At 43.7% G+C, this 21,490-nt stretch carries 15 protein-coding genes; 5 read left to right on the forward strand and 10 right to left on the reverse strand.

Annotated features, from left to right (window positions below; genetic code table 11):
• Positions 1 to 17: 17 nt before the first annotated feature.
• Positions 18 to 2,396 (reverse strand): TonB-dependent receptor, encoded by a 2,379-nt coding sequence (locus GD631_RS12305; RefSeq protein ID WP_143257264.1) that lies wholly within the window; start codon positions 2,394 to 2,396, stop codon positions 18 to 20.
• Between the two features lie 181 nt (positions 2,397 to 2,577).
• Between GD631_RS12305 and GD631_RS12310 the strand changes: the two genes are divergently transcribed.
• Together GD631_RS12310 and GD631_RS12315 are read left to right on the forward strand one after the other, a co-directional pair.
• Positions 2,578 to 3,012: a putative signal transducing protein gene (locus GD631_RS12310; protein ID WP_143257265.1), complete on the forward strand. Its 435-nt coding sequence runs from the start codon at positions 2,578 to 2,580 to the stop codon at positions 3,010 to 3,012.
• Positions 3,013 to 3,038: 26 nt separating this feature from the next.
• Positions 3,039 to 3,857 (forward strand): alpha/beta hydrolase, encoded by an 819-nt coding sequence (locus GD631_RS12315; protein ID WP_143257266.1) that lies wholly within the window; start codon positions 3,039 to 3,041, stop codon positions 3,855 to 3,857.
• 408 nt (positions 3,858 to 4,265) lie between these two features.
• On the opposite strand, the gene GD631_RS12320 is transcribed toward GD631_RS12315, so the two are convergent.
• Both GD631_RS12320 and GD631_RS12325 read right to left on the reverse strand, forming a co-directional pair.
• Positions 4,266 to 5,060 (reverse strand): DUF4595 domain-containing protein, encoded by a 795-nt coding sequence (locus GD631_RS12320; RefSeq protein WP_143257267.1) that lies wholly within the window; start codon positions 5,058 to 5,060, stop codon positions 4,266 to 4,268.
• A 6-nt stretch (positions 5,061 to 5,066) separates the two neighbouring features.
• Positions 5,067 to 6,548: a S41 family peptidase gene (locus tag GD631_RS12325; protein ID WP_143257268.1), complete on the reverse strand. Its 1,482-nt coding sequence runs from the start codon at positions 6,546 to 6,548 to the stop codon at positions 5,067 to 5,069.
• Between the two features lie 178 nt (positions 6,549 to 6,726).
• On the opposite strand from GD631_RS12325, the gene mnmA reads away from it, so the two are divergent.
• The 3 genes from mnmA (at position 6,727) to GD631_RS12340 (ending at position 8,468) form a co-directional block, all read left to right on the forward strand.
• Positions 6,727 to 7,794 (forward strand): tRNA 2-thiouridine(34) synthase MnmA, encoded by a 1,068-nt coding sequence (gene mnmA / locus GD631_RS12330; protein WP_143257269.1) that lies wholly within the window; start codon positions 6,727 to 6,729, stop codon positions 7,792 to 7,794.
• Between the two features lie 88 nt (positions 7,795 to 7,882).
• Positions 7,883 to 8,137: a hypothetical protein gene (locus tag GD631_RS12335; protein WP_004316007.1), complete on the forward strand. Its 255-nt coding sequence runs from the start codon at positions 7,883 to 7,885 to the stop codon at positions 8,135 to 8,137.
• Positions 8,127 to 8,468, forward strand: a complete 342-nt coding sequence (locus tag GD631_RS12340; protein WP_143257270.1) for a type II toxin-antitoxin system RelE/ParE family toxin — start codon at positions 8,127 to 8,129, stop codon at positions 8,466 to 8,468. Before GD631_RS12335 ends, GD631_RS12340 begins: the two co-directional genes overlap by 11 nt.
• A gap of 70 nt (positions 8,469 to 8,538) precedes the next feature.
• Here GD631_RS12340 and GD631_RS12345 read toward each other — a convergent pair whose 3' ends face one another.
• The 7 genes from GD631_RS12345 to GD631_RS12375 all read right to left on the reverse strand — a co-directional run bounded on the left by GD631_RS12345 (position 8,539) and on the right by GD631_RS12375 (position 21,433).
• On the reverse strand, positions 8,539 to 9,198 hold the full coding sequence (locus tag GD631_RS12345; RefSeq protein WP_143257271.1) for a response regulator transcription factor: 660 nt from the start codon (positions 9,196 to 9,198) through the stop codon (positions 8,539 to 8,541).
• 88 nt (positions 9,199 to 9,286) lie between these two features.
• Positions 9,287 to 9,877 carry a DUF4251 domain-containing protein gene (locus GD631_RS12350; RefSeq protein ID WP_099146392.1) on the reverse strand — a complete coding sequence of 197 codons (591 nt, stop codon included), beginning with the start codon at positions 9,875 to 9,877 and terminating at the stop codon, positions 9,287 to 9,289.
• Between the two features lie 67 nt (positions 9,878 to 9,944).
• Positions 9,945 to 11,372, reverse strand: a complete 1,428-nt coding sequence (gene nhaC / locus GD631_RS12355) for a Na+/H+ antiporter NhaC (RefSeq protein ID WP_143257272.1) — start codon at positions 11,370 to 11,372, stop codon at positions 9,945 to 9,947.
• A 154-nt stretch (positions 11,373 to 11,526) separates the two neighbouring features.
• Positions 11,527 to 11,961, reverse strand: coding sequence for a hypothetical protein (locus tag GD631_RS12360; RefSeq protein ID WP_143257273.1), 435 nt, complete (start codon positions 11,959 to 11,961; stop codon positions 11,527 to 11,529).
• Between the two features lie 45 nt (positions 11,962 to 12,006).
• On the reverse strand, positions 12,007 to 13,182 hold the full coding sequence (locus tag GD631_RS12365) for an MFS transporter (RefSeq protein WP_143257274.1): 1,176 nt from the start codon (positions 13,180 to 13,182) through the stop codon (positions 12,007 to 12,009).
• A 26-nt stretch (positions 13,183 to 13,208) separates the two neighbouring features.
• Positions 13,209 to 15,653: a penicillin-binding protein 1C gene (pbpC, locus tag GD631_RS12370; protein ID WP_185911455.1), complete on the reverse strand. Its 2,445-nt coding sequence runs from the start codon at positions 15,651 to 15,653 to the stop codon at positions 13,209 to 13,211.
• A gap of 149 nt (positions 15,654 to 15,802) precedes the next feature.
• Positions 15,803 to 21,433 (reverse strand): alpha-2-macroglobulin family protein, encoded by a 5,631-nt coding sequence (locus GD631_RS12375; protein ID WP_143257275.1) that lies wholly within the window; start codon positions 21,431 to 21,433, stop codon positions 15,803 to 15,805.
• Positions 21,434 to 21,490 lie beyond the last annotated feature (57 nt).

Genomic DNA, 21,490 nt, shown 5'->3' on the forward strand with positions numbered 1-21,490 from the left:
AATATTTAATGCATAAATTAATACTCAAATGTGATTCCTAATGTAGGGAGTAGTGTCCCGCTCGATTGCTTGATACTTTTCATCTTATAATGCTGATTGTCGGCAGGAGCTTCCGGATTCTCTATGATGCCGGTGCTCATCAGTACATCCTGCTGTTTCAGTTTGCTTGCCGTGATATTTTGCAAATCAAGATAGAATCCCAGCATACAATGCTTCAGATAAAATGTCTTGTCGATGCGGAGGTCTACCTGCGCAAAGGCCGGAAGTCGTTCCTTATTGTATTTCGAATAGTCGTAATATGCTTTGCCTTGTGCATCCCAGGCGGATACCAAGGATGACTTTTCTTCATCATAAGGTGTATAAGGAGCACCACCGATGCAACTGACTTTCATGCCGACACTCCATTGGTGGGGCAGATTGTAAGTTCCTCGTAAATTGAAAATATACCGGTTATCCCATGCGGATGCAATGTATTCGCTCTCTTTGTTGTTGCGGTATTCACTTTTAAAGATGGTAAAGGAGGAAGCCAGATTCAGTTTCTTGGCGATCAGCCACTTTACCAGAATTTCCGCGCCATACGAACGTCCTTGAGCAGTAGAAGTCAGCAATTCATTGCCAATCACTCCATAGTCATTTCCTTTGCAGGTAAGAGGAATACCGTCTACAACGGAAAGCGGAATTTTATCATAGTCTTTATAGAATCCTTCGATGGAGACTTCGAACGTATCTCCTTTGCGCCAACTAATGCCCAGACTTTCCTGGCTGACTTTCATATAGCGCAGATTGTATTTGTTGACATACATTCCGTTATTATCTTTAAAACCGAGTGCCGTGTAAGGAGGCAATTGATAATAAAGTCCTGCATTTCCGCTTACGAACCAATGCTCGGCAAGTTGGTAGGAAAGTGATATGCGGGGAGAAAGTTGGTCGGAGAGTGACTTCATGGCAGACGAATAATTGTTGGCATCAGCTCTCAATCCCAGGGAAGCTGTGAAACGTTCGTCCATCGAAGAGTAGCTGATAGTGCCGAAAAGTCCCCAACGCGTCATTCCCAAATAGGTGTGGTAATCAAACGTTTGTGCCTGATTGGTATATGCCTTTTGAAAGGTGGTGTTGGTATATTGACTATAATCCAGGTTTACTCCGAGATTGACTTTCCAGTTGCGGAAAGAAGATTTGTTTTCGAAACGGAATTTCGTTTCCTGTTCGGCAGAACGGAGGCGGAGCATCAGATTCTCCGGAATGCTTTCATCATTCTGACGATATTTGGTATTGCGGTTGTTCAGATAACTGTGGCTGACTATTACCGATTGCACATGCGGACCTGCATAATGGCGATATACGGCACCTAAGGTAAACGTTTCCTGCTTGATTTTCGGCAGGTAACTAAGGATATATTCATTGTCTTCGCTATCTGCTTTCGTATTCAGCCGCATATTATCGATTCCCCCAAGTCCCAATATCGTCAGTTCGTTCTGTTCGTTGAACCGGGTTTTCAACTTGAATTGCGCGTCGGTGAAAGTCGGCAGGAAAGGCAGGTCGAGCATATCAAACAGGAATTGCAGATAAGATTGACGCACAGATACCAGATAGGAGGTTTTCTTTCCAATATGTCCGTTGGAGGCCAGAGAGACTTCGGATGCTCCGAGGGTAGCTTTTAGTGAGTTATGCTCCATATCTCCGTCACGCAATTTGAAATCAAGCACGGAGCTAAGCGCGTTCCCTCTATCAGTGGGGAAAGCACCGGTGTAGAAATTCACTTCACGTATCAGGTCGGCATTAAGGATTCCCACCGGACCGCCGGATGCTCCTTGCGTGCTGAAGTGATTGATATTGGGAATTTCCACTCCGTCCAGATAGAAACGGTTTTCAGAAGGAGAGCCACCGCGTACAATCAGGTCATTGCGGTAGCCGATAGGAGAGAAGGCAACTCCCGGGTAAGACTGTACAATCCGCGAAATATCCCGGTTGGCTCCCGGACTCTTTTCTATTTCCTGCAATCCGATGATGCGCAGGCTGACCGGGCTTTCCTGGTCGCGCCGGAAAGGAGAAGCGGTGACGGTTACTCCTGCGAGTTCGGTCAGGTTTTCTTCCATTTCTATCGAAATGTTCAGATCTTTGGTAGATAAGATATATTCGGGAGTAGTGACACTTTTGTAGCCGATGGCTGTTGCTTGCAAACGGTAGATGCCGGGAGGCACTTGTTCGATAGTGAAATGCCCTTCCGCATTGGTGACGCCACCTTTGTTCAGCCCAAGAATCATAACGTTAATGAATTCTAATGGCTGACGGCTGTTTTTTTCAATCACTATCCCCTTAATTTGATGTACAGGTTGTGCCTGTAACAGGGAAAGCAGGATGTTGGAAAATAGTAGCAGTGTCAACAGTTTTTTCATGTGATTGCAAATTGTCGCTGCGAAAGTACAAAAAAAGTATTAAATAATGATACCTTCCGTGAATAAAAATAGAATCACTTCTAATTTGGTTCGTTTTACCTATTGATAAAGTTAGCCGTATTTTGTTTCACATTTCATTTTTATATCTTATTTTTGTGGGGCATATTAAAACAGATTCCTGATGAAGACTGTAAAATTGATAACTTGTAATGATGCGATGAAGGCACATATCCTTCAGGGAGCATTGGAGAATGAAGGCATCGAGTCTATTCTGCACAATGAGAATTTCTCTACTTTGTATAAAAGTTGCGTGAGTAGTATAGCAGGGGTGGATATATTGGTGGCAGATGAAGACTACGAGAATGCTGTCCAAGTGTTGAAGGATAACGATAGTTGGCCGGAAGAGTTGACGCTTTGTCCGTACTGCGGTTCATCGGACATCCAGTTGGTGTTGAGAAAAGGAAAGCGCTGGCGTGCGGTGGGTGCTGCTATCATTTCTGCATTGATGGTCATTCCTCCGGGAGATAACCACTGGAACTATACTTGTAAACAGTGTCATAAAACCTTTGAAATGCCGGTTTCTAAATTTAATCCTCCAGCTGAAACAGAGGAATAACTATATCTAACTATTTATAACACACAATGAAAAAGAAAAAACTTCTATTAATTGCCTTTCTTTTAATTTGGGTAGCTCCATCCTTTGCTGCCAAAGTAGATACTTTATTAATTAAAAGCTCTTCCATGAATAAGGAAGTGCAAGTAGTGGTGGTAACGCCGGATGCTGCGTTGGGAAAGAAAGCTGTGGCTTGTCCCACCATTTATTTACTGCACGGTTACGGTGGAAATGCTAAAACCTGGATTGGCATTAAACCTAATCTTCCTCAAATTGCGGACGAAAAAGGAATCATATTCGTTTGTCCGGATGGAAAGAATAGCTGGTACTGGGACAGTCCGGTCAACCCGTCTTTCCGCTATGAAACTTTTATTTCGTCGGAGCTGGTGAAGTATATCGACGAACATTACAAGACGATTGCCGATCGCAAGGGACGTGCCATCACCGGATTGAGTATGGGTGGACACGGAGCGATGTGGAATGCAATCCGTCATAAAGATACGTTTGGTGCCGGTGGAAGCACAAGCGGAGGGATGGATATTCGTCCGTTCCCGAAAAACTGGGATATGTCCAAGCAGTTGGGAGAATATGAATCGAATAAGGAGGTATGGGATAATCACACCGTTATCAACCAGATTGATAAGATAGAGAATGGCGATTTGGCTATCATTGTCGATTGTGGAGAAGGAGATTTCTTCCTGAATGTGAATAAGGATTTGCATAACCGCCTGTTGGAAAGAAAGATCGATCATGATTTTATTACCCGCCCGGGAGCGCATAATGGACAGTATTGGAATAACTCCATTGATTATCAGATTCTGTTCTTTAATAAGTTTTTCAAGAAATAAAACCGGGAATACTTGACTTTGGCTTTTCAATGTTGTATCTTTGGTACAGAATCATAAAATAGATTGAGGTTAAACTACGATAGAAGGAGGGAGCGGAAGCTTTCTCCTTTTTTGTTGTACCTTGGGGAGGCGTGAGCTTTAGCCGGGCTTATAAAGGGGATGAAACCGGAGATTAACGTGTTTTATACCGTAGCTTTATAAAAATTAGACGGTGCGTTACGACTCATTAAACGCTGCGTTAGGAGAAGTAAGAGCCTTTGTTAGGTAAAATCAGAGCCTTTGTTTCGGAATAAACAAAGTTGAGGCATGAAAAGCGCCTTTGTAGGTTAAGAATCTATAATTCTGCTCTTGACAGAAATAGAGTGATTATGCTGCTTTAAAAGAGAATTCGATGTTCGGAATGAAAGATTATTCGAAAGAAACCGAAATGTTGCGTGTGTATGGATAATAGCTGACCTGTCCTCTGGCATAGGTCGTCTGACAAATCATCTTGGATGGATTTCCTTTTTTATCAAACTCGTACGAATAGCCTGTCTTTTCATCGTTACTTCCTGCAGGATAACTGCGTATGGTGAAATGGCGCGGGTCTTTACCCAATAATCCTGCGTAAAGAGCTTCAATATGGAATGTCAGAGGGTGTATTTCTAATAAACCGAGGCAGGGCAAATGGTATGTCGAACTTTCTTCTCCCGGTTCATAAATGAACTTGTTTTCAAGGCCGTTCATCTTGGAACTGATAGAAGTTATATCTCCGTTTTCGTATGTAAGTGATGTTGATGAATATTCTGCATCGCCAATATTCTCGACAATTCCGGTTAAGTATCCTTCTGCAGAGTAAGAAAATTGATAAATACGATTTTGTGAAGACAAACTGTATACACATTGACTGGCATAGCCTTCGCTATTTAATGTATATACTAAAGTGAGATAGTCAGTGGTAACTGTTACCTGATTATCAGAGTAGCTCAAATTTACTTCGTTACTGATTTCTTCTCCGAAATAACGTTGTTTTATAATATGTTGAATCAGACGCTCGCCATCGAACATAAACTCCTCTATTCTATCTACAGGGTTCGAATCGTTCTTGACGGTTTCATTGAAAATCATAGCCCATTGCCCTTTATCCTCTACTGTGCCCTTTTCGTCATCATCCGAACAACTGAATGTCAGTATTGCCAGCAATAAAATAGCTACTTTTTTCATCCTTTCTTATTTTAATCGTAATCCGTTACTACTAAAACGTCTACTTGCCGGACTTATTACGCTTTTCTCTATCTTGAATTGCGCTTTTGTCGTCTCTTCGGTGTTTTCATCTTCTTTTGGCGGAAAACTTCCATCTATTACACCGAGAGCTACTTTCAACAGTCTCTCATCTTTATTGCCGAATGGCAGAAACTCGCTATAATTGGTTATTCCATCAATGATTGTCTCACTGACTTTAAGATCTGTAGCAGGTGATATAGAGCCGTAGGTATCATGATTAGAATCATAAACCGTGCAGACTGCCGGGTTGATTGACCATAGAAATTCTTCATTAATGAATTGCTCCGTTGCTACATTTTGTCCTTTAGTAGCACCACCAATGGCTACGACGGGATAGCTATCTTTTAGATAAAGGCTTCTGATTAACATTTCCGGAGCTCCAGCTGTTGTGCTACTCGTAATGACAAACAGACCGGGGAGGTTTAAGTTAGTTCCTCCCTTTAATACTTCACCATCAAAGTGGATGGTAGCATCTTTGTCTCTGTTTTTATCATTATATTCGAGATAAGCCATTGGGGCATTTGAGTCATATCGTTCCCCTGAAGTTAAAATTGTACCTAACAATTGAACACAATCCAATGAACCTCCGGCGTTGTAACGTAGGTCAAGTATAACATATTTCACACCTGCTGTTTTGAATTCTTGTGAAACTTGGCGTAGTTCGTTATTGTATTTTTCTGGATCACTGCTGGTTCCGGCTGTGAAGCTATTGTACATGAGATAACCGACTTCGATTTCTTGACCATTCTCTTTTGCCGGAAGTACTGTATACTTATGTACCGGATTATCTTCAACGACTCGTGCTGCAGGTAGTTTTAGGGTTTTACCGTTAGGCACTACTTTGTACACATATTCTGTTTCTCCTTCTCCTCCTTCTTCCGTATCGGCTTTTGTTTTATCTTCCTCTTCTACCACAGGAACTTCTTTCCATACCCCCATCACCAAATCTCGGGCTGGGATTCCTTGTAGCAGTTGAGTCTCATATTTTTTGCTGATATAAGAAGTGTCCACTTTCATAATCCAGTCTCCACGCACCAATCCGGCGTCTGCCGCTGGTGAACCGGGAATTACATAAGTAATCAGAGCATTATAAGCTGTATCGATATCCGCACTTCTAACCAGTGAATAATCAAATCCATAAGTGGGTAGCGGAGTCTCCATCACAGAGTCCACAAACGAATAGCTGTCGTTTTTTGATTTTACTTTGGATAAGAACGAGGCAGGTTCCAGAAACAGATTCACATCATCGTAGGAAGGTAGATCTTGATACCACAGATAGTTCTGTTGCATAATGTCCAGCATCCATGTATCTAGTGCAGTTTGATGGGCATACTCCGGCCAGCGGTCGACACCACAGGAGAAGAAACCACTGATAGATACAAGGATCAGGGCAGGTATGAGGATTATCTTTCTTAATTTCGTCATCATAAAAAGCTTTTTACTGTGCAAATGTAGGAAATACTTTGCTTATCTACCACATTTATGGTATAAAAATGCCTTCAATATGTGATTGGCTGTTAGAGAATCTTGCCTTATCTTTGTGACATCAAAGTTTTCGACAGGTATTAGCTTAAATATAGAAAGTTATTAATAGACGATTTCATTCATGGAGATAGCTGCATTATTATCAGGAGGTGTTGACAGTTCGGTTGTCGTACATCTCCTTTGTGAGCAAGGATATAAGCCTACTCTTTTTTATATTAAGATAGGTAGGGACGGAGCGGAATATATGGACTGTTCGGCAGAGGAGGATATTGAATTATCTACTGCTACGGCACGTAAATACGGTCTGTCTTTGGAAGTGGTGGACCTGCATCAGGAGTATTGGGAAAACGTAGCGGCGTATGCCATTGATAAAGTCCGGCAGGGATTGACACCGAATCCGGACGTGATGTGTAATAAACTTATCAAATTCGGCTGCTTTGAACAGCGTGTCGGGAAAGATTTCGACTTTACGGCAACCGGTCACTATGCCACCACCTTGCAATGTGATGGTAAAACTTGGCTGGGCACAGCAAAAGATCCCGTGAAAGATCAGACAGACTTTCTCGCCCAGATTGATTACCTGCAAGTTTCCAAGCTCATGTTTCCCATTGGAGGGTTGATGAAGCAGGAGGTACGTGAGATTGCAAACCGTGCCGGATTGCCTAGTGCCAAAAGGAAAGACAGTCAGGGGATTTGTTTTCTCGGAAAGATAAACTACAATGATTTCGTTCGTCGTTTTTTAGGAGAAAAGGAAGGGGCGATTGTTGAACTGGAAACCGGAAAGAAAGTGGGTACACATCGAGGCTATTGGTTCCACACAATTGGTCAGCGGAAAGGGCTCGGATTGAGTGGAGGTCCCTGGTTTGTAGTCAAGAAGGATATTGAGGAAAATACTATCTACGTATCCCGTGGATATGGTGTAGAGACGCAATACGGTTATGAATTCCGGATGCATGATTTCCATTTCATTACTGATAATCCTTGGAAAGGTCAGGAGAAGGAGATAGACATTACTTTCAAGATTCGTCACACTCCCGAATTTACAAAAGGAAAACTGATACAGGAAGGGGAGAAGCTGTTTCACATCTTGTCGTTCGAAAAGTTGCAAGGCATTGCTCCGGGACAGTTTGGGGTGATTTATGATGAAGAAGTAAAAGTTTGTGTGGGGAGCGGTGAAATCATCTGTTAAATAGTTTATTTTGATTGGTGAAGATTGGATTATCAGGAGATTTTTCACTACTTTTGTTTCGTAGAATATAAATAAAGGAGGATTGCTTATGACAACGATGGAATTGAAAAGTCTGAAGATGGATTTGGTGGAGGAACTCCTGAGTTTGAATGACAAAGAGATGCTCAATCGAGTGAAGAACTATTTGAAACGACTGAAAAAAATGGAAGCTGAAAAAGAAGAGGAAGAAATCACGAAAGAAGAAGTTCTAGCAGGGATTGACGCCGGACTGAAAGAGGTAAAACTTTCAATGGAAGGTAAGTTGGAGGTAAAGACCGCAAGAGAGTTCATTAATGAATTATGAAATTATAGTTAAGCCGACATTTCAGCGGGAGGCTAAAAGGCTGGCGAAACACTATTCCTCTTTTAAGGAGGATTTTGTTTCATTGATTGATAATTTAGAACAGAATCCTCTGCTAGGAACGGACTTGGGACATGGACTGCGCAAAGTTCGTATGAAAATAACTTCAAAAGGAAAAGGTAAAAGTGGAGGAGCAAGGGTTATAACATTTACTTTAGTCGTTTCTCAACAAGATGCAGTTTTGAATCTTCTCTATATTTATGATAAAGCAGATAGAGCGTCTATATCAGAAAAGGAAATAGAACAACTTCTGAAACAGAATGGATTGAAATAGAATAGAGAAAGGCACTGTTCACTAGTTTGTGCTAATAGGATGTGTAGGGTAATTCTTATAAGGCGGCATCTCAGATGTAATATTCCGCTAAATCCACAATCCCAGCCCTCATCGCATATTTAGTAGCTTCATGTACATTATTTACTCCCAATTTGCGAAAGATATTCTTACGATGACTGTTTATCGTATGGAAACTAAGATTTTTCTCTGCTGCAATCTCTTTCGTCGTTTTCCCCAATGCAATTTCTTTTAGGATATTCTTCTCCGTTTGTGTCAATAGATGATCGTCTACGCTTGAGGCAGCCAGCGGAGAAGAAGCGCCCGAAAGCAACAGATTGCTGACATGATTGCAAATATACCGTTGTTTGCGGGTGGCACATTGAATAGCGGTCATGATTTCTTCTTTTGAGTTATCTTTCATCACTACCCCGAAAGCCATACTGCTGAACAGTACCTGGCGGAGAAAGTTCAGGCTAAGTTCGTCAGAGAATAGAATCCAGTCGGCTTCCTTGAATCTTTCCTGCAAGACAATCAATTCATCCGCCCCGGCGAAATTGAACAATGTATAATCCAATACAATCACCGCTTGCGGATACAATCGTAGCTGCTGAATCAGTTCAGCCTTGCTATCAGCTTCTAAAAGGAGGGACACTTCCTTTTGTTTACTTAGCAGGAACATCATTCCCGCCTTACTGATATCCTGATTGTCTGCGATGATAAATTCTCTCATAAGCAATGATGAATAAAAAAACTCCGCTACAAATGTACGCATTTTGCACGATTTGTAGCGGAGTTATGATAAGATTCTTGTATCCGGATTACCAGGAACGTCCTTTGAAGATATTTGACTGGTCAAGCGGAACGATATTTCCGTTCAATGTCAGGTTGTTGTTGCTGAAGTTCGGGCTGATGCTAACCGAAGCTGTATTGTTTCCGCTACTCATATTGATGAATATTTGAGCGGAGATGCCGATACCCTGAACGCTGAATGAACAGTTCACATTTCCTTTTTTGTCGATATTCATCTTCATATCCGAAGAATTACCATCTACTGTAACACCACCGATTCCGTTAGGACCTGGGTAAGGAGTGTTGAAAGCAGTCTGTACGGTGGCTCTGTTGCCATTCATCAAGACGAAGTTGGTGTTTGAAGTAACAAAAGCACTCATACCGTTGCGGAAGACCACCTGATTAGCTTCCAATACAAATTGCTTGTTCTTCAAAGCCTGTACAGCTTGTTGGTAGGCTACCATGTCCTGCACCTCTTCTTCGGCACGGAGTTTCGCTCTTTCTGCATCTCTTTCGGCTTTTCTTTCTGCGCGGCGTGCTGCTGCGTTACTTTCCTGTGCGTACATCATTGTGCTTGCACTCATTAATACTAATGCTACTAATGCAATAAACTTTTTCATAACTTTTTTTTGTTTAGGTTTAATACGTTGTTCGTTTATTGCAAAAACAAAGTGTATGCCAGATTGTTCACGAACGTCTTGCAATTTTATATCCGATGGCTGCCACAGTGATACTCATTAAGGGACTGATAATGTTGAAAAAACAATAAGGAAGATACACAAGTGTGGGTACACTCAAGATGGTAGCTTGTGTCATTCCGCAACTATTCCACGGAATCAATACAGATGTAACGGTTACTGAATCTTCCGTCGTACGGCTTAGTAAGCAACTTTCATACCCTTTCTTGGTGTAAATATCGCGAAACATATTTCCCGTCAGAATGATACTGATATACTGGTCGGCAGTTGTCAGATTAAGAAACAGGCCGGAGCAGACTGTCGCGCCAACCACGCTGACTGTTTTCTTCATGAAGCGGACGAAGATGGAAGTGATACTTCCCAGCATACCGCTTGCTGTCATTGCTCCGCCAAAACACATAGCGCATAGAATCAGCCAAATCGTATTCATCATTCCCGCCATACCACGTGTGGCGATTAAATCTGTCAGAACGGCATTGTCTGTATGTAAATTTGTCGCTCCATAAACAGTCATCATCAGTCCTTTGAACAAAGAATCGAATCCGGAAACGGCAACTCCGGAAATTTCCTGCAACAACTCCGGTTGAAATATCAAAGCAAAGACACCAGCCAGCAGGGTAGACAGGAACAGCGTTACGATAGAGGGCACTTTCCGTGCTATCAGTATTCCGGTTACAACAGGAACTATCAACAACCACGGGGTGATATGAAACTTTTCATTCAAAGCGGTTGCCACCTCCGCAATATGTTGTGTATTGCTGGCATCATGGGAGAGTCCTGCCACTGTGAAAATAATCAACGTGATGATAAGAGACGGTACCGTAGTAATCATCATATAACGAATGTGACGGAACAGGGGAGTGTCTGTGATGGAAGATGCCAAGATAGTGGTTTCGGATAAAGGAGATATTTTATCTCCGAAGTATGCCCCCGAAATGATAGCTCCGGCAATCCATCCATCTTCAAAGCCTTGGGCCTTTCCGATACCCATCAATGCGATACCGATAGTGGCAATGGTAGTCCACGAACTTCCGGTCATTACAGAAACCAATGCGCAGATGATGCAAGTTGACGCCAGGAAGAAACTGGGGTGGATGATTTGCATCCCATAATAGATTAAAGTCGGCACTACTCCGCTAATCATCCAGATGCCACTCAACGCACCGATTATCAACAGAATAATGATGGCTGTTGCCACTCCGGCAATATTGTTAGTGATGGCGAGCTCGTAATCTTTCCAGGGAATCTTATAAAACACCATACCGATCAGGATACAAATAGCTGTAGTGGTAAGCAGTGACACTTGACTTCCGCCGCTTAGGGCATCACTGCCAAAGGTGCGGATAGTGGCAAACAATAATAACACTAGTACAATGATCGGTATCAACGATACGAGGGGAGAGGGAGCTTTCTTCATCTTGATTCTTATAACCTTTTATTTATTTTCCGGCTACTGTTTGTTGATAGCCGCACAAAGATACAACAAAAAACAATGAAATCTTTTGCTTCAAAACATCAGGTAATAAAAATTATTAGATGTTTATATTTGATTGGAATATGTAGGAGACGACTCAACTGGCAAAAGTCTTGCGTCTGATCCACCAGTAACGGATGAAAAGCACCCCAGTCAGGATGAGGGCGATGGATAATCCGGTATAGAAAACTGAAATGAATGTTTCGGGCAGGAGGTGGAAGCTACGAATGGTGATTCCCAGGGAAATCATGAATATCATTGTAATCCAGCTTTTCACATCGAAAAAGGAGAACGGGCAATTCCGGTGTTCTTTCTTTTGCTCGATTCGCTGGGTATGTTTGTAGTAGAGTCTTCTGAAAACCAATACGAAGAATAATAAGAAAACCACGGTAGCTTCTCCTATTTTGAACATCCAATCTTGGGAAGTGTTTAACCAAGTCACAATCCCTATTCGCAGAATATTGGCACCGGCTATAATCCAGACAGTGCCGGCTGTGATAAGTAAGATTTGTCTGTTAACTCCGTATTTCATTGGCGTTTTTTTGTAATAAACGGTTTGACCGTTTGTTTTGTTGACTCATTTCTTGTAGAAAATCGTAATTAATAAAGAAATCCCGGTTAAAACGACTCCGATACTGATAACTCCGTGCCAGCCATATAGTTGCCAGAAGCTGCCTGCCAGAAATGTTCCCATAGAACCACCGATAAAGTAAGTAGTCATGAAAACTGTATTAATGCGGTTCGAAGCACGCGGATTCAGTTCGAAGATACTTGTCTGGTTACTTAGCTGAATACATTGCATTCCTATGTCGATGATGATGATTCCGGCGATGATGCCGACAAAGGTGTTTTCGCCGACGAAGAACAACAACCATGCAAAGAGAATCAAGCCGCAGCCGATAAAGTTGAAGCGGCGTACGCCTACTCGTTTTACGTATCTTCCTACAAAAGAAGCAGTCAGTGCTCCTGCCACTCCGCAGAGTCCCAGCATACCGATTACGTCGCTGTTGGCGAAGAATGGAGCTTGTCCCATTTTAAAAGCCAGACAGGACCACATGGCGAGGAGAGAACCGAAATTCAGTGCCGCCCGAATCGAATAAATGCGTAGTTGCGGATATTCTTTCACTAAGGCTAACAGAGATTTCATCAGGTCGCTATATTTTCCCTGGAAGTTGGTTTGAATATCAGGAAGGACTTTTAATACAACAATCGCGCAGATAAACATCATGCCTGCAGCGATGTGATACATTTCCCGCCAGCCAATCAGTTCACCGATAAATCCGCTGACGACACGTGAAGCCAGAATACCGGTCAATAGTCCTGATAAGACAATTCCTACGTTTCTGCCTTTGTGTTCCGGACGGGAAAACTGGGCGGCTATGGGAATGAATATCTGTGGAATCATGGAACAGACTCCTGTGAGGAATGAAGCGATGAGTATCAGATGGAAACTGCGTGTCAGGGCAATCGTCAACAGGGAGAATATCAGGACGATGAAATTGACAAGGATGATTTTCTTTCGTTGATATAAGTCGCCTAAAGGGGTGATGAACAACAGTCCTGCCGCATAGCCTATTTGTGTGACCATGGCAATCAGGTTAGTTCTGAACTCTGATATGCCAAGTTCATGGCGTATCATATTTAGCAGTGGTTGGATATAATAGATGTTGGCTACCGAGACACCTGCCACAATAGCAAGTGTCCAGAGGATGGATGCCGGTAGTCCTCCGTTTTCTTTTAATGGCTGTTTCATGCGGCAAAGATAATAAAATAAGATGTTTATTCGATGAAGAAAGTAGTGGAAACTGTGTTACCCTCTCCATCTACTGCCGTCAGGGAATGTTTGCCGGGAGCGGGTTGCAGGGAAATTTTGTGGAAATCCTGTGTTTGTGTCTGATAAGTGTCGTCAAGATGCCAGAAAATAATCGCATTGGGATTGCTATGTGCTAGTTCGACTGTGATAAACCCTTTACTGCCGTCCAATTGTTTGGGCAACTTGATATGGGCGTTCATCGGAGGGTAGATGAACTGCATGGATTGGAAAGCATCTTCTCCACAACCGGCTTTGAAAGGTGGCAGTGGTTTATATTCCGGATGGTGTTGCTTATAGTACCACTCCCATACGGGTGGCAGGGCAAACCATGATTTCTGAATGGTAGGCTCCGTATTTGCACAGTTTTCATAGATGCGGTGGTTTTCGTCAGCGGATAGTGTGACGAGATGGTGGTAAGGACAAGCCTCCGTCCTTAATCCGGCGGGAAGAATTAATACGGTATCAGTTTCTTCACAGAAACGTCCTTTCAGATGACCGGACTGGCGGCATATTTCTGCATCAACGAAAACGCCTGTGGGACGCTCGAACCATGGTGAAGAAGGGAGATAGCTGAATATGTCGAATAATACGGGGCCGGCTGTTTGTGCACCGACCAATCCGGGCTTTCCTTCTCCGGTTGCATTGCCTACCCATACGCCTACTGCATAACGCGGAGTCACACCCACTGCCCATGCATCACGGAATCCGTAGCTGGTTCCGGTTTTCCATGCGATGGTCTGCATGGATGGAATTGATTTCCAGTCAATCTCTTCGGGGCGGTTGACTTCTGTTAAGGCGGAGAGGGTGAGCCAGGCTGCTCCTGCTTTAGCCGAACCAGTCTCTTCCGAACCCTCTTCTATAGAGAGAGGACTGGAGTTACTTTGTTCTCGTTTTTCCTGCTCGTTATGATTGCTTTTATGATTACGATTTATTTGCTCTGCATTGCTACTTGTTTGCTCTATGCCTTCTGTTTCCAGCAGTATCTGTGCCCCCTTTCTTTGAGAGACATTCGGAGAAACACTGTTGTTGGAAAGGCTCCGTCCCATTTGCGCGTAGGCATTCGTTACATCCCATAATGTTGCTTCTGCACCTCCTAAAATCAGTGACAAACCATAATGGGATGCTGCCCGATTGATAGTCTTGAATCCCATCTGTTGCAACAAATGGTGAAACTTGGGTACTCCATATCTTTGTAACATGGTTACAGCCGGAATATTCAATGAACGTGCAAGGGCTTCGGAAGCGGGGACGGCTCCTTCAAACTGCATACTGAAGTTTTGAGGAGTAAAGCCGTTGATATTAACCGGTACATCCGGCAACAGCATTTTCGGCAATAAACTTCCTTCCTGTAACATGGCATTGTAGAGAAAGGGCTTTAAAATACTGCCTGTACTTCTGGGAGCTTGGATTATATCTACCTGGCTTCCTCCTTGTTTATGGTCGAAATGTACATTTCCGCAGTATGCTACCACTTGATTGGTGGGAATGTCGATAACTAAAATTGCCAGGTTGCGGATATCACTTCGATTAAACTCATTGCTCCACCGTTCTGCCAAACTTTCTATGTGGGTTTGTATCCCTCTGTCAATAGTTGAACGGGTATATAGCCCGTTTCTTTCCTGATAGAAACGACTGACTAGGTGGGGAGCTATTTGAGGAAGCGGGTGTGGCTCGTCGGGTAACGGTTCGCTGACAGCTAATTCGTAGGTAGACGCATCGATAATCTCTTCTTCAAGAAGTTGCTTTAATAAACGGTCGCGTTTGGAAAGCAGTGTCTTCCGTCCTTTGGATAGATGAATCATGGCAGGGGCATTGGGCAGGACAGCCAGCATAGCCGATTCCGCCCATGATAAATCTTCGGCAGCATGACCGAAGTAACGCCAGGCAGCAGCATCCAATCCTACAACATTTCCTCCGAATGGTGCATGAGAGACATACATGGATAAGATTTCTTCTTTGGAAGCCCGAAATTCCAGACGGGTAGCCCATATCATTTCAACGACTTTCTCTCCGAGTGTTCTGGGTTTGTTCCGGGCGAGACGGATGGTTTGCATGGTAAGGGTGCTGCCTCCGCTTACGACACGTTTGTTCTTTAAATTTTGGTAGAGCGCCCTTCCGGTAGCTAACGGATTAACTCCCCAGTGGTGATAAAAATGTTTGTCTTCAAAGGTAATGAGGCATTGCTTGATTTTTTCGGGTGTTGTCTTTCGGGGAGGAAACCGCCATTGACCGTCCGAGGCGATGCGTGCTCCCAATAATTCTTCATTTCGATCAGTCACAACGGTGGAGTAGGGTACATGAAACAGTTGCTGGGGAAGGCAAAAGATATACCCTATCATCAAAAGAGCAATGCTTATTGTCATTACTTTCTTAGTGACAGATAATCGTTTGAAGAATTTTATAGGATTCATTTAAATATTAAAAGCTAAGAGACATATCTTTGTGACAAATGATTAAGTACGAAATAATAAGGTGCGAAATAATTTGGCACGGCTTACACGAATTACGCGGTTTAAGTGAACGAGTAGAACCGTGAAATCCGTGTAATCCGTGCCTAAAATTATCGACTGACAGTGGTTCTTCCTGCTTTGCTTCTTGCCTGTACGTTTACATCATACATCGCTTCACATTGAACGGCAGGGAGAATAAAGTTACCTGCATAGGTGGCTTGTAACCTGACAGTGAATACCTTCGTTTCACCACGGCGCAGATTGAAATAGGTCAACACCCTGTCATCGCGTATATCCTGATAGCTGTACTTGCTGACTGATTTACCGGAGCCGTCGGGTGCTACGTTTTCCGTTTCGGGAGCAACCATTCTTTCATTGTATATTTCCCAACCGGACGGTATGATATGCGTCAGTGCCAGATTAGTGTAATCGGAAGTACCGCTGATATTGGATATCGAGGTGATAGCCATAAAATCAGTTCCCTGTATGATGTCATTGACAGAGAGCGGCGTACCGTTCAGGTTGGCATATCTTATATCCATGCGGAGGTTATCGCTGATAGCCGGTAACGTATCGTTTAGTAACTGCGTACGTGTGATAAGGTCTACGCTAAGCGCTCCCTTTCCTTGATTCTTCACAGAAACAGTGCCGGATTTTGGAGTGGTAGCGATCTCTTTTTCAAATACAGCTTTGGCTGATTTTACAGCCGGTTGCTGTTTGTCATTCCATGACCACACAAAATCCAGTGTGCCTGATAACTTTTCTGCCAGACGTCCCATTGCCATCAGAGCAAAAGCGGTAGATTGTGTACTGAACCAATCCTCTTGTGACAGATTTTTAGAAACGACTTTCGCTTGTCGCAAAGCATCCCGTTCCCGGTTCATCAGGATGAGTGTTTCCAAAATCATTGCTTCATCACGGTCGGAAGATCCATAAATCTGATTCATGGAAGAGTAAGGGTTCACCGTTGTTTCTACATTATACACAAGTTCTTCAGCCGGTTTCATCTTTCCGGTCAGTGCATAGGCGGCTGCCAGTCTCCATTTGGCTTGAATAGATAATCCGGTCTGTTCTTTCATTCGGTTCATAGCTCCATATTCCGGTACTCCTGCCAATGCAAGGGTATATAAACGGAAGGCCTGTTGCAATTCCGACTGCCATTGCTGCCAGCCACTTGCCTCCTGCGGCATACGCCAGTTTTGTGCGGCAGCACGTTGGAAGCGCTTCCACTTGTTCAGTACGTTCGCATGAACGGCATATCCTTTTTCTTGTGCCAGCGTCAGGAACATTCCTGCATAAGAACTGATCCATTCGTCAGCAACAGCATTGCCCGGCCAATATACAAATCCACCGTTGGGGAGCTGGCGACCATAAATCTGCCGGATGGCTTCCTGTACATTCGTCTTTATCTTTTCGGCTTCCGTCTTATCTATCGTTTTGAATTGAGCGACAAACAGAAGAGGCAGGGCCTTGGAAGTCAACTGTTCCGTGCAATGATGCTGATAATTGTATAAGAAGTCGAACCGACGGCTGATATCTACCGAAGGTATGCGGGATACTTCCAGCTTGATCTGATTGTTTGCAGAAGAACTACTTAGGTTGTATGACAATTCTTTGCTTTGCCCGGCTTCTATCCATTGACTGTTGCGCAGGGTAACTATTGGATTCGGATTGCGTACGTCTATTTCAATGGTTTCTTTGGTTTGTTGTCCGCCGCCATTTGCTGTCAGGTGGATCGTAGCCTTTCCGGTTTTGCTGCCTGTTTTTAAGGTAAAGAAGACAAGCTGGTCTCCCGGTTGGGTGAATTTGAGCGATTGTTGGTTAGCTCCTACAATCTGTACTCCTCCACCGGATGCCTGAAGGGATACAGTCACATTCTTCACTTGATTCTCCATCGCAAAGATATTGACCGGAACGGTAATTTCTTCCTGAATACTAAGCACGCGGGGCAAAGTAGACAACATCATCAATGGAGTCCGTACGAAGGCAGTCTTTTCCGCATTGCCATAAGCACCGTCCTGTCCGGCAACCACCATGGCACGTACCGAACCTACATACATCGGAAGTTTCAATGTATGCGTCTGGCTCTTTCCTTTTCCCAGATAGAAAGGGCCTATAAACTTGACTACTGGTTTAAAACGGTTTGCTTTAGCATCGGCAGGTTTCAACGTAGCGTCTCCCCCTGTGCTGAAAAGCGAACTGTAGCTTCCGGAAGAAGCTCCCAATACATTATCATACATATCCCATGTCCGGATGCCAAGCGCTTCGCGTGAATAGAAATCATTCCATGGGTCCGGGGTCTTGAAGTTGGTAAGATCCAATAAACCGTCGTCTACAATCGCCAATGTATAAGTCATCGGTTTACCGCTCTTTTCGCTGACGGTTACGTTGAAGTTGGTTTCCGGGCGTAACACTTCCGGCATCTGTATCTGCGGTTGCAGCACTGTCTTACTGTTAGTGACAAATACCGGAACAACACCGTACATACGGATAGGCAGGTCGTTGACTGTTTGCGCATGAGGTTGTAACAGACTGATATGCAAATATACGTTCGGAGTCATCTCCGGTGTAATCTTGAATGTATACTTCGTATCTCCTCCGTTGGAGACTTCTATCCATTCTTGATGTAGTACAGTCGAACCGTTTTCGATGGATACCAGTGCACGTCCTCCCGCTGCCGCAGGAATAATGGCTGTGGCTGTCTCTCCAATTTCATAAGAATCTTTGTTCAGAGAGAAAGCAAGCATCTTGATGCCGCTGGGATCTGTTTTGCTCGAACGTCCGCGCCATTCCGGCCAGTCTACATAAACAGTTCCTCCGGTGGCATGTCCACTCTCTTTGTCTTTCACATAAACCAAATATCGTCCCCACGACGGATAATCGACGCGGAACTTGAAGGATGTTTTTCCGCCTCTTGTCTGTAAGTTGCCGCTGGCAACAGGTGTGATGGAACTGTTGTTGATGTATGTACCAAAAGATTCACCACTGTTCTCCCACCACCAGCTCCAGCCGATGCGGTATATCTTGTATTCCAGATTAGTACGGTTCACTAACTGTCCCTGCGTGTTTACAGTCACGATGTCAAATACGTGGTCTTTGTCCGTTTCAATATATTTGCCTTTCGGCTGGTTCAGGTTGATACCGACGTAAGATGTGAATGGCGAGAACGGGATTGTTTGAGTGTAGATGCTGGCATCTCCTCCCGGTTCGAATACACGGGTAGTGAATGTTGCATTCAACATACCCGGTGCTTCGGTTGCGGTCGGAACTTTCAGTGTGACGCTGGCTTTTCCTTCCGCATCCAGTGTACCGTCAAATACATCTGTTTTGATAGTCGTGAAATCCGTAGCCGGATTATTGAAGATATATTGTCCGTAATTCTTAAACTGTGTATTCACTTTAGATAAAGACATTTCTATTTTAGCTTTCAATCTGGAGGCAGTGGCTCCTGTCAACCAGGTTGAAGTGAGTGGGGCGTAGACATCTTTGTCCGTAGCTTGAATAACCTTCGGCAATATCAGGTTTATTTTCAAGCGGTTGGGCTTTATGGTTTCGATGCGCAACCCTTTGTGGAAGGTGGTTCCACCTACCTTAATATATGCATTCCAGAGTCCGGTCGGATCTGTTGCCTGTGTCGGAACGTCGAATGTATAAAATCCGTTCATTCCTTGCGTTGAAATCATTTTGGTGTAGAACTGTCCTCTCGGATTGTATATTTCCAGTGCTACGGGATGCTTGTCGGGGATTCTCTTTTCGCGGTCCTCCAATATAAAGGAGATGTGCAGCGTGTCTCCCGGTCGCCATACCCCTCTTTCGCCATATATGAATCCTTTCAATCCCTTTTGAATATCTTTTCCTCCCACGTCGAATCTACTGACAGACTGTTCTTCACCGTCTACGACACGGACATACGCCTTTTGCTTTTCCGATTCCGCCACGATAATGAAAGGCACGCCCTTCGGAGTGATTTCAACGAATCCATCTCCATTAGTTTCTCCCTTTCCTATGGGCTGTAACTGGAAGTTATATGCTGTTACTTGTGCTTTCCCTATCGGTTTGGTGTCCAAAATATTGCTTACGGCAATCCATAGTTTGTTCAGTGAATTCCGTTTTACAATCATTCCCAGGTTGGAAGCAAATACATTACAGGCGGCTATACGGTCTGAATTCATATAATAAGATGGATGACAAGGATTGTCGCGTTCTGTCCATCGATATACGCTCCAATCCATTGTTCCTCCGTTGTAATAATAGTAAGCTTCGGGCGTATTCCAGATGGCTTCATCTTCTTCAGACAAGACACTTCCGCTTACTTTGGTCAGTCCGTCGGATGTGTTACTGCCGGCGAATTTTATATTCTGATTCTCGCTTCCCCCACAAGGATAAGCGGAGTATTCCTGACGGAATGAAAGTATGACACGGTATATGGCACCCGGCTCCTGATGAATCAACCCGGCAAGATCTATTGAGTAATCCCCCCAATGATGAATGTCTTTGGAAGCATCTTTGGCAAGCCACAATGTTTTTTTGTAAACCAGTCTTCCCGAGCGGCGTAGTTCATTGGCCGAGGCGAGCGAATTGGTTTGCATAAACATCAATACATTATTCTCGAAGACGCGGATCACGCTCAAATCCACAGCATATAGATTGACTGCCCTGAAAGGAATAATCAGACTTTTCGAATCGGGCAGGATAGCGGCGGAGGTAGACATTTCTACCTGTGGTTTCAGACTTACTTCACTGAACGAAATTGTATGAGAAGTCCCCAGCGCTTTACCTTGACTGTCTTTGACCCCTTCATGGATATTCAACGTCAGTTTGTTCTGTGTGTTTGCTTCAAAATAGATGAAGACTCTGTTCTCACTGATTTGGAAGACAGATGAAGAGACTTCCGGAATCTCAATCAGTCCTTTTAAATCCTGGGTAGTGGATAAAGGAGCGGAGAAAACAATCTCAATTCCGTTTTCCGGTTGTTCAATGCGTTCGGCAGACATAAAACGGAAGCAATCCTTAGCCGGTATCAGCACTTCTTCGCTTTGTTTGCGGTCGATGCCAGCCGGGTTACCATTGGCTGTAATGGTCAATGGGTAATCATCTGCTTCTCTGGGTATTTGTCTGATGCTAAACTGATACCGGGTAAGGTTGTCTGTCGCGGTGACTTCTACCGGATAACTCTTCTTGCCATCGCTGGCAGTCAGCATCTTTTCCACTTCCTTTTTTTTCACTACATCGCTGAAGCGTATTTCTCCTTTAATATTTATTTCATCCGGTTGGGTAGCTGTAATTGGTAACGACTCCAACTGCAAAGTGAAGTTACGTTCCTGCACACGGAATGAGAAGTTGAACTCTTTTAGTTTTTTGTCCACTTCGATGAAGTCTCCAAGCCGGAAAGTTCCTTCGTAGAGCGTTCCCGGTTTCAATGTTCCTTCTTCTGGCACAAACTCAATGGTGTTGTTGCTTACCCAATATGCTTTTCCTTTTAATGAAGGGGAAAAGCTGAACGGATTGTTTTTTAACTCACTGTTCAGATCCACCATAGGTTGGTCATGAGTCAACTCTATGCGTATGGTGGAATTCTGTGAAATAACTCCTCCCGTATACGCATTTACATACGGTGCATAATCGGCAGAAGGAATGATGTCTTTTTGAGTACGTGTGCATGAATATAGGCCCACAGTCATCATGATAAGTAGGAGTAGTCCGGTAGCACTAATGCTACGTGTAGTCTTTGTTAGTCCCATAGCGATGAGTTTTTTTATAGTTCAACAAACAAATATACAGTTTTTATGCTAAATCCT

The sequence above is a fragment of the Bacteroides luhongzhouii genome, assembly GCF_009193295.2.
Taxonomy (GTDB): Bacteria; Bacteroidota; Bacteroidia; order Bacteroidales; family Bacteroidaceae; genus Bacteroides; species Bacteroides luhongzhouii.

Coding starts and splice junctions, on each gene's coding strand:
- GD631_RS12305 (WP_143257264.1), bottom strand. CDS start 2,396: ATGAAAAAACTGTTGACACTGCTACTATTTTCCAACATCCTGCTTTCC.
- GD631_RS12310 (WP_143257265.1), top strand. CDS start 2,578: ATGAAGACTGTAAAATTGATAACTTGTAATGATGCGATGAAGGCACAT.
- GD631_RS12315 (WP_143257266.1), top strand. CDS start 3,039: ATGAAAAAGAAAAAACTTCTATTAATTGCCTTTCTTTTAATTTGGGTA.
- GD631_RS12320 (WP_143257267.1), bottom strand. CDS start 5,060: ATGAAAAAAGTAGCTATTTTATTGCTGGCAATACTGACATTCAGTTGT.
- GD631_RS12325 (WP_143257268.1), bottom strand. CDS start 6,548: ATGATGACGAAATTAAGAAAGATAATCCTCATACCTGCCCTGATCCTT.
- mnmA (WP_143257269.1), top strand. CDS start 6,727: ATGGAGATAGCTGCATTATTATCAGGAGGTGTTGACAGTTCGGTTGTC.
- GD631_RS12335 (WP_004316007.1), top strand. CDS start 7,883: ATGACAACGATGGAATTGAAAAGTCTGAAGATGGATTTGGTGGAGGAA.
- GD631_RS12340 (WP_143257270.1), top strand. CDS start 8,127: ATGAATTATGAAATTATAGTTAAGCCGACATTTCAGCGGGAGGCTAAA.
- GD631_RS12345 (WP_143257271.1), bottom strand. CDS start 9,198: ATGAGAGAATTTATCATCGCAGACAATCAGGATATCAGTAAGGCGGGA.
- GD631_RS12350 (WP_099146392.1), bottom strand. CDS start 9,877: ATGAAAAAGTTTATTGCATTAGTAGCATTAGTATTAATGAGTGCAAGC.
- nhaC (WP_143257272.1), bottom strand. CDS start 11,372: ATGAAGAAAGCTCCCTCTCCCCTCGTATCGTTGATACCGATCATTGTA.
- GD631_RS12360 (WP_143257273.1), bottom strand. CDS start 11,961: ATGAAATACGGAGTTAACAGACAAATCTTACTTATCACAGCCGGCACT.
- GD631_RS12365 (WP_143257274.1), bottom strand. CDS start 13,182: ATGAAACAGCCATTAAAAGAAAACGGAGGACTACCGGCATCCATCCTC.
- pbpC (WP_185911455.1), bottom strand. CDS start 15,653: ATGAATCCTATAAAATTCTTCAAACGATTATCTGTCACTAAGAAAGTA.
- GD631_RS12375 (WP_143257275.1), bottom strand. CDS start 21,433: ATGGGACTAACAAAGACTACACGTAGCATTAGTGCTACCGGACTACTC.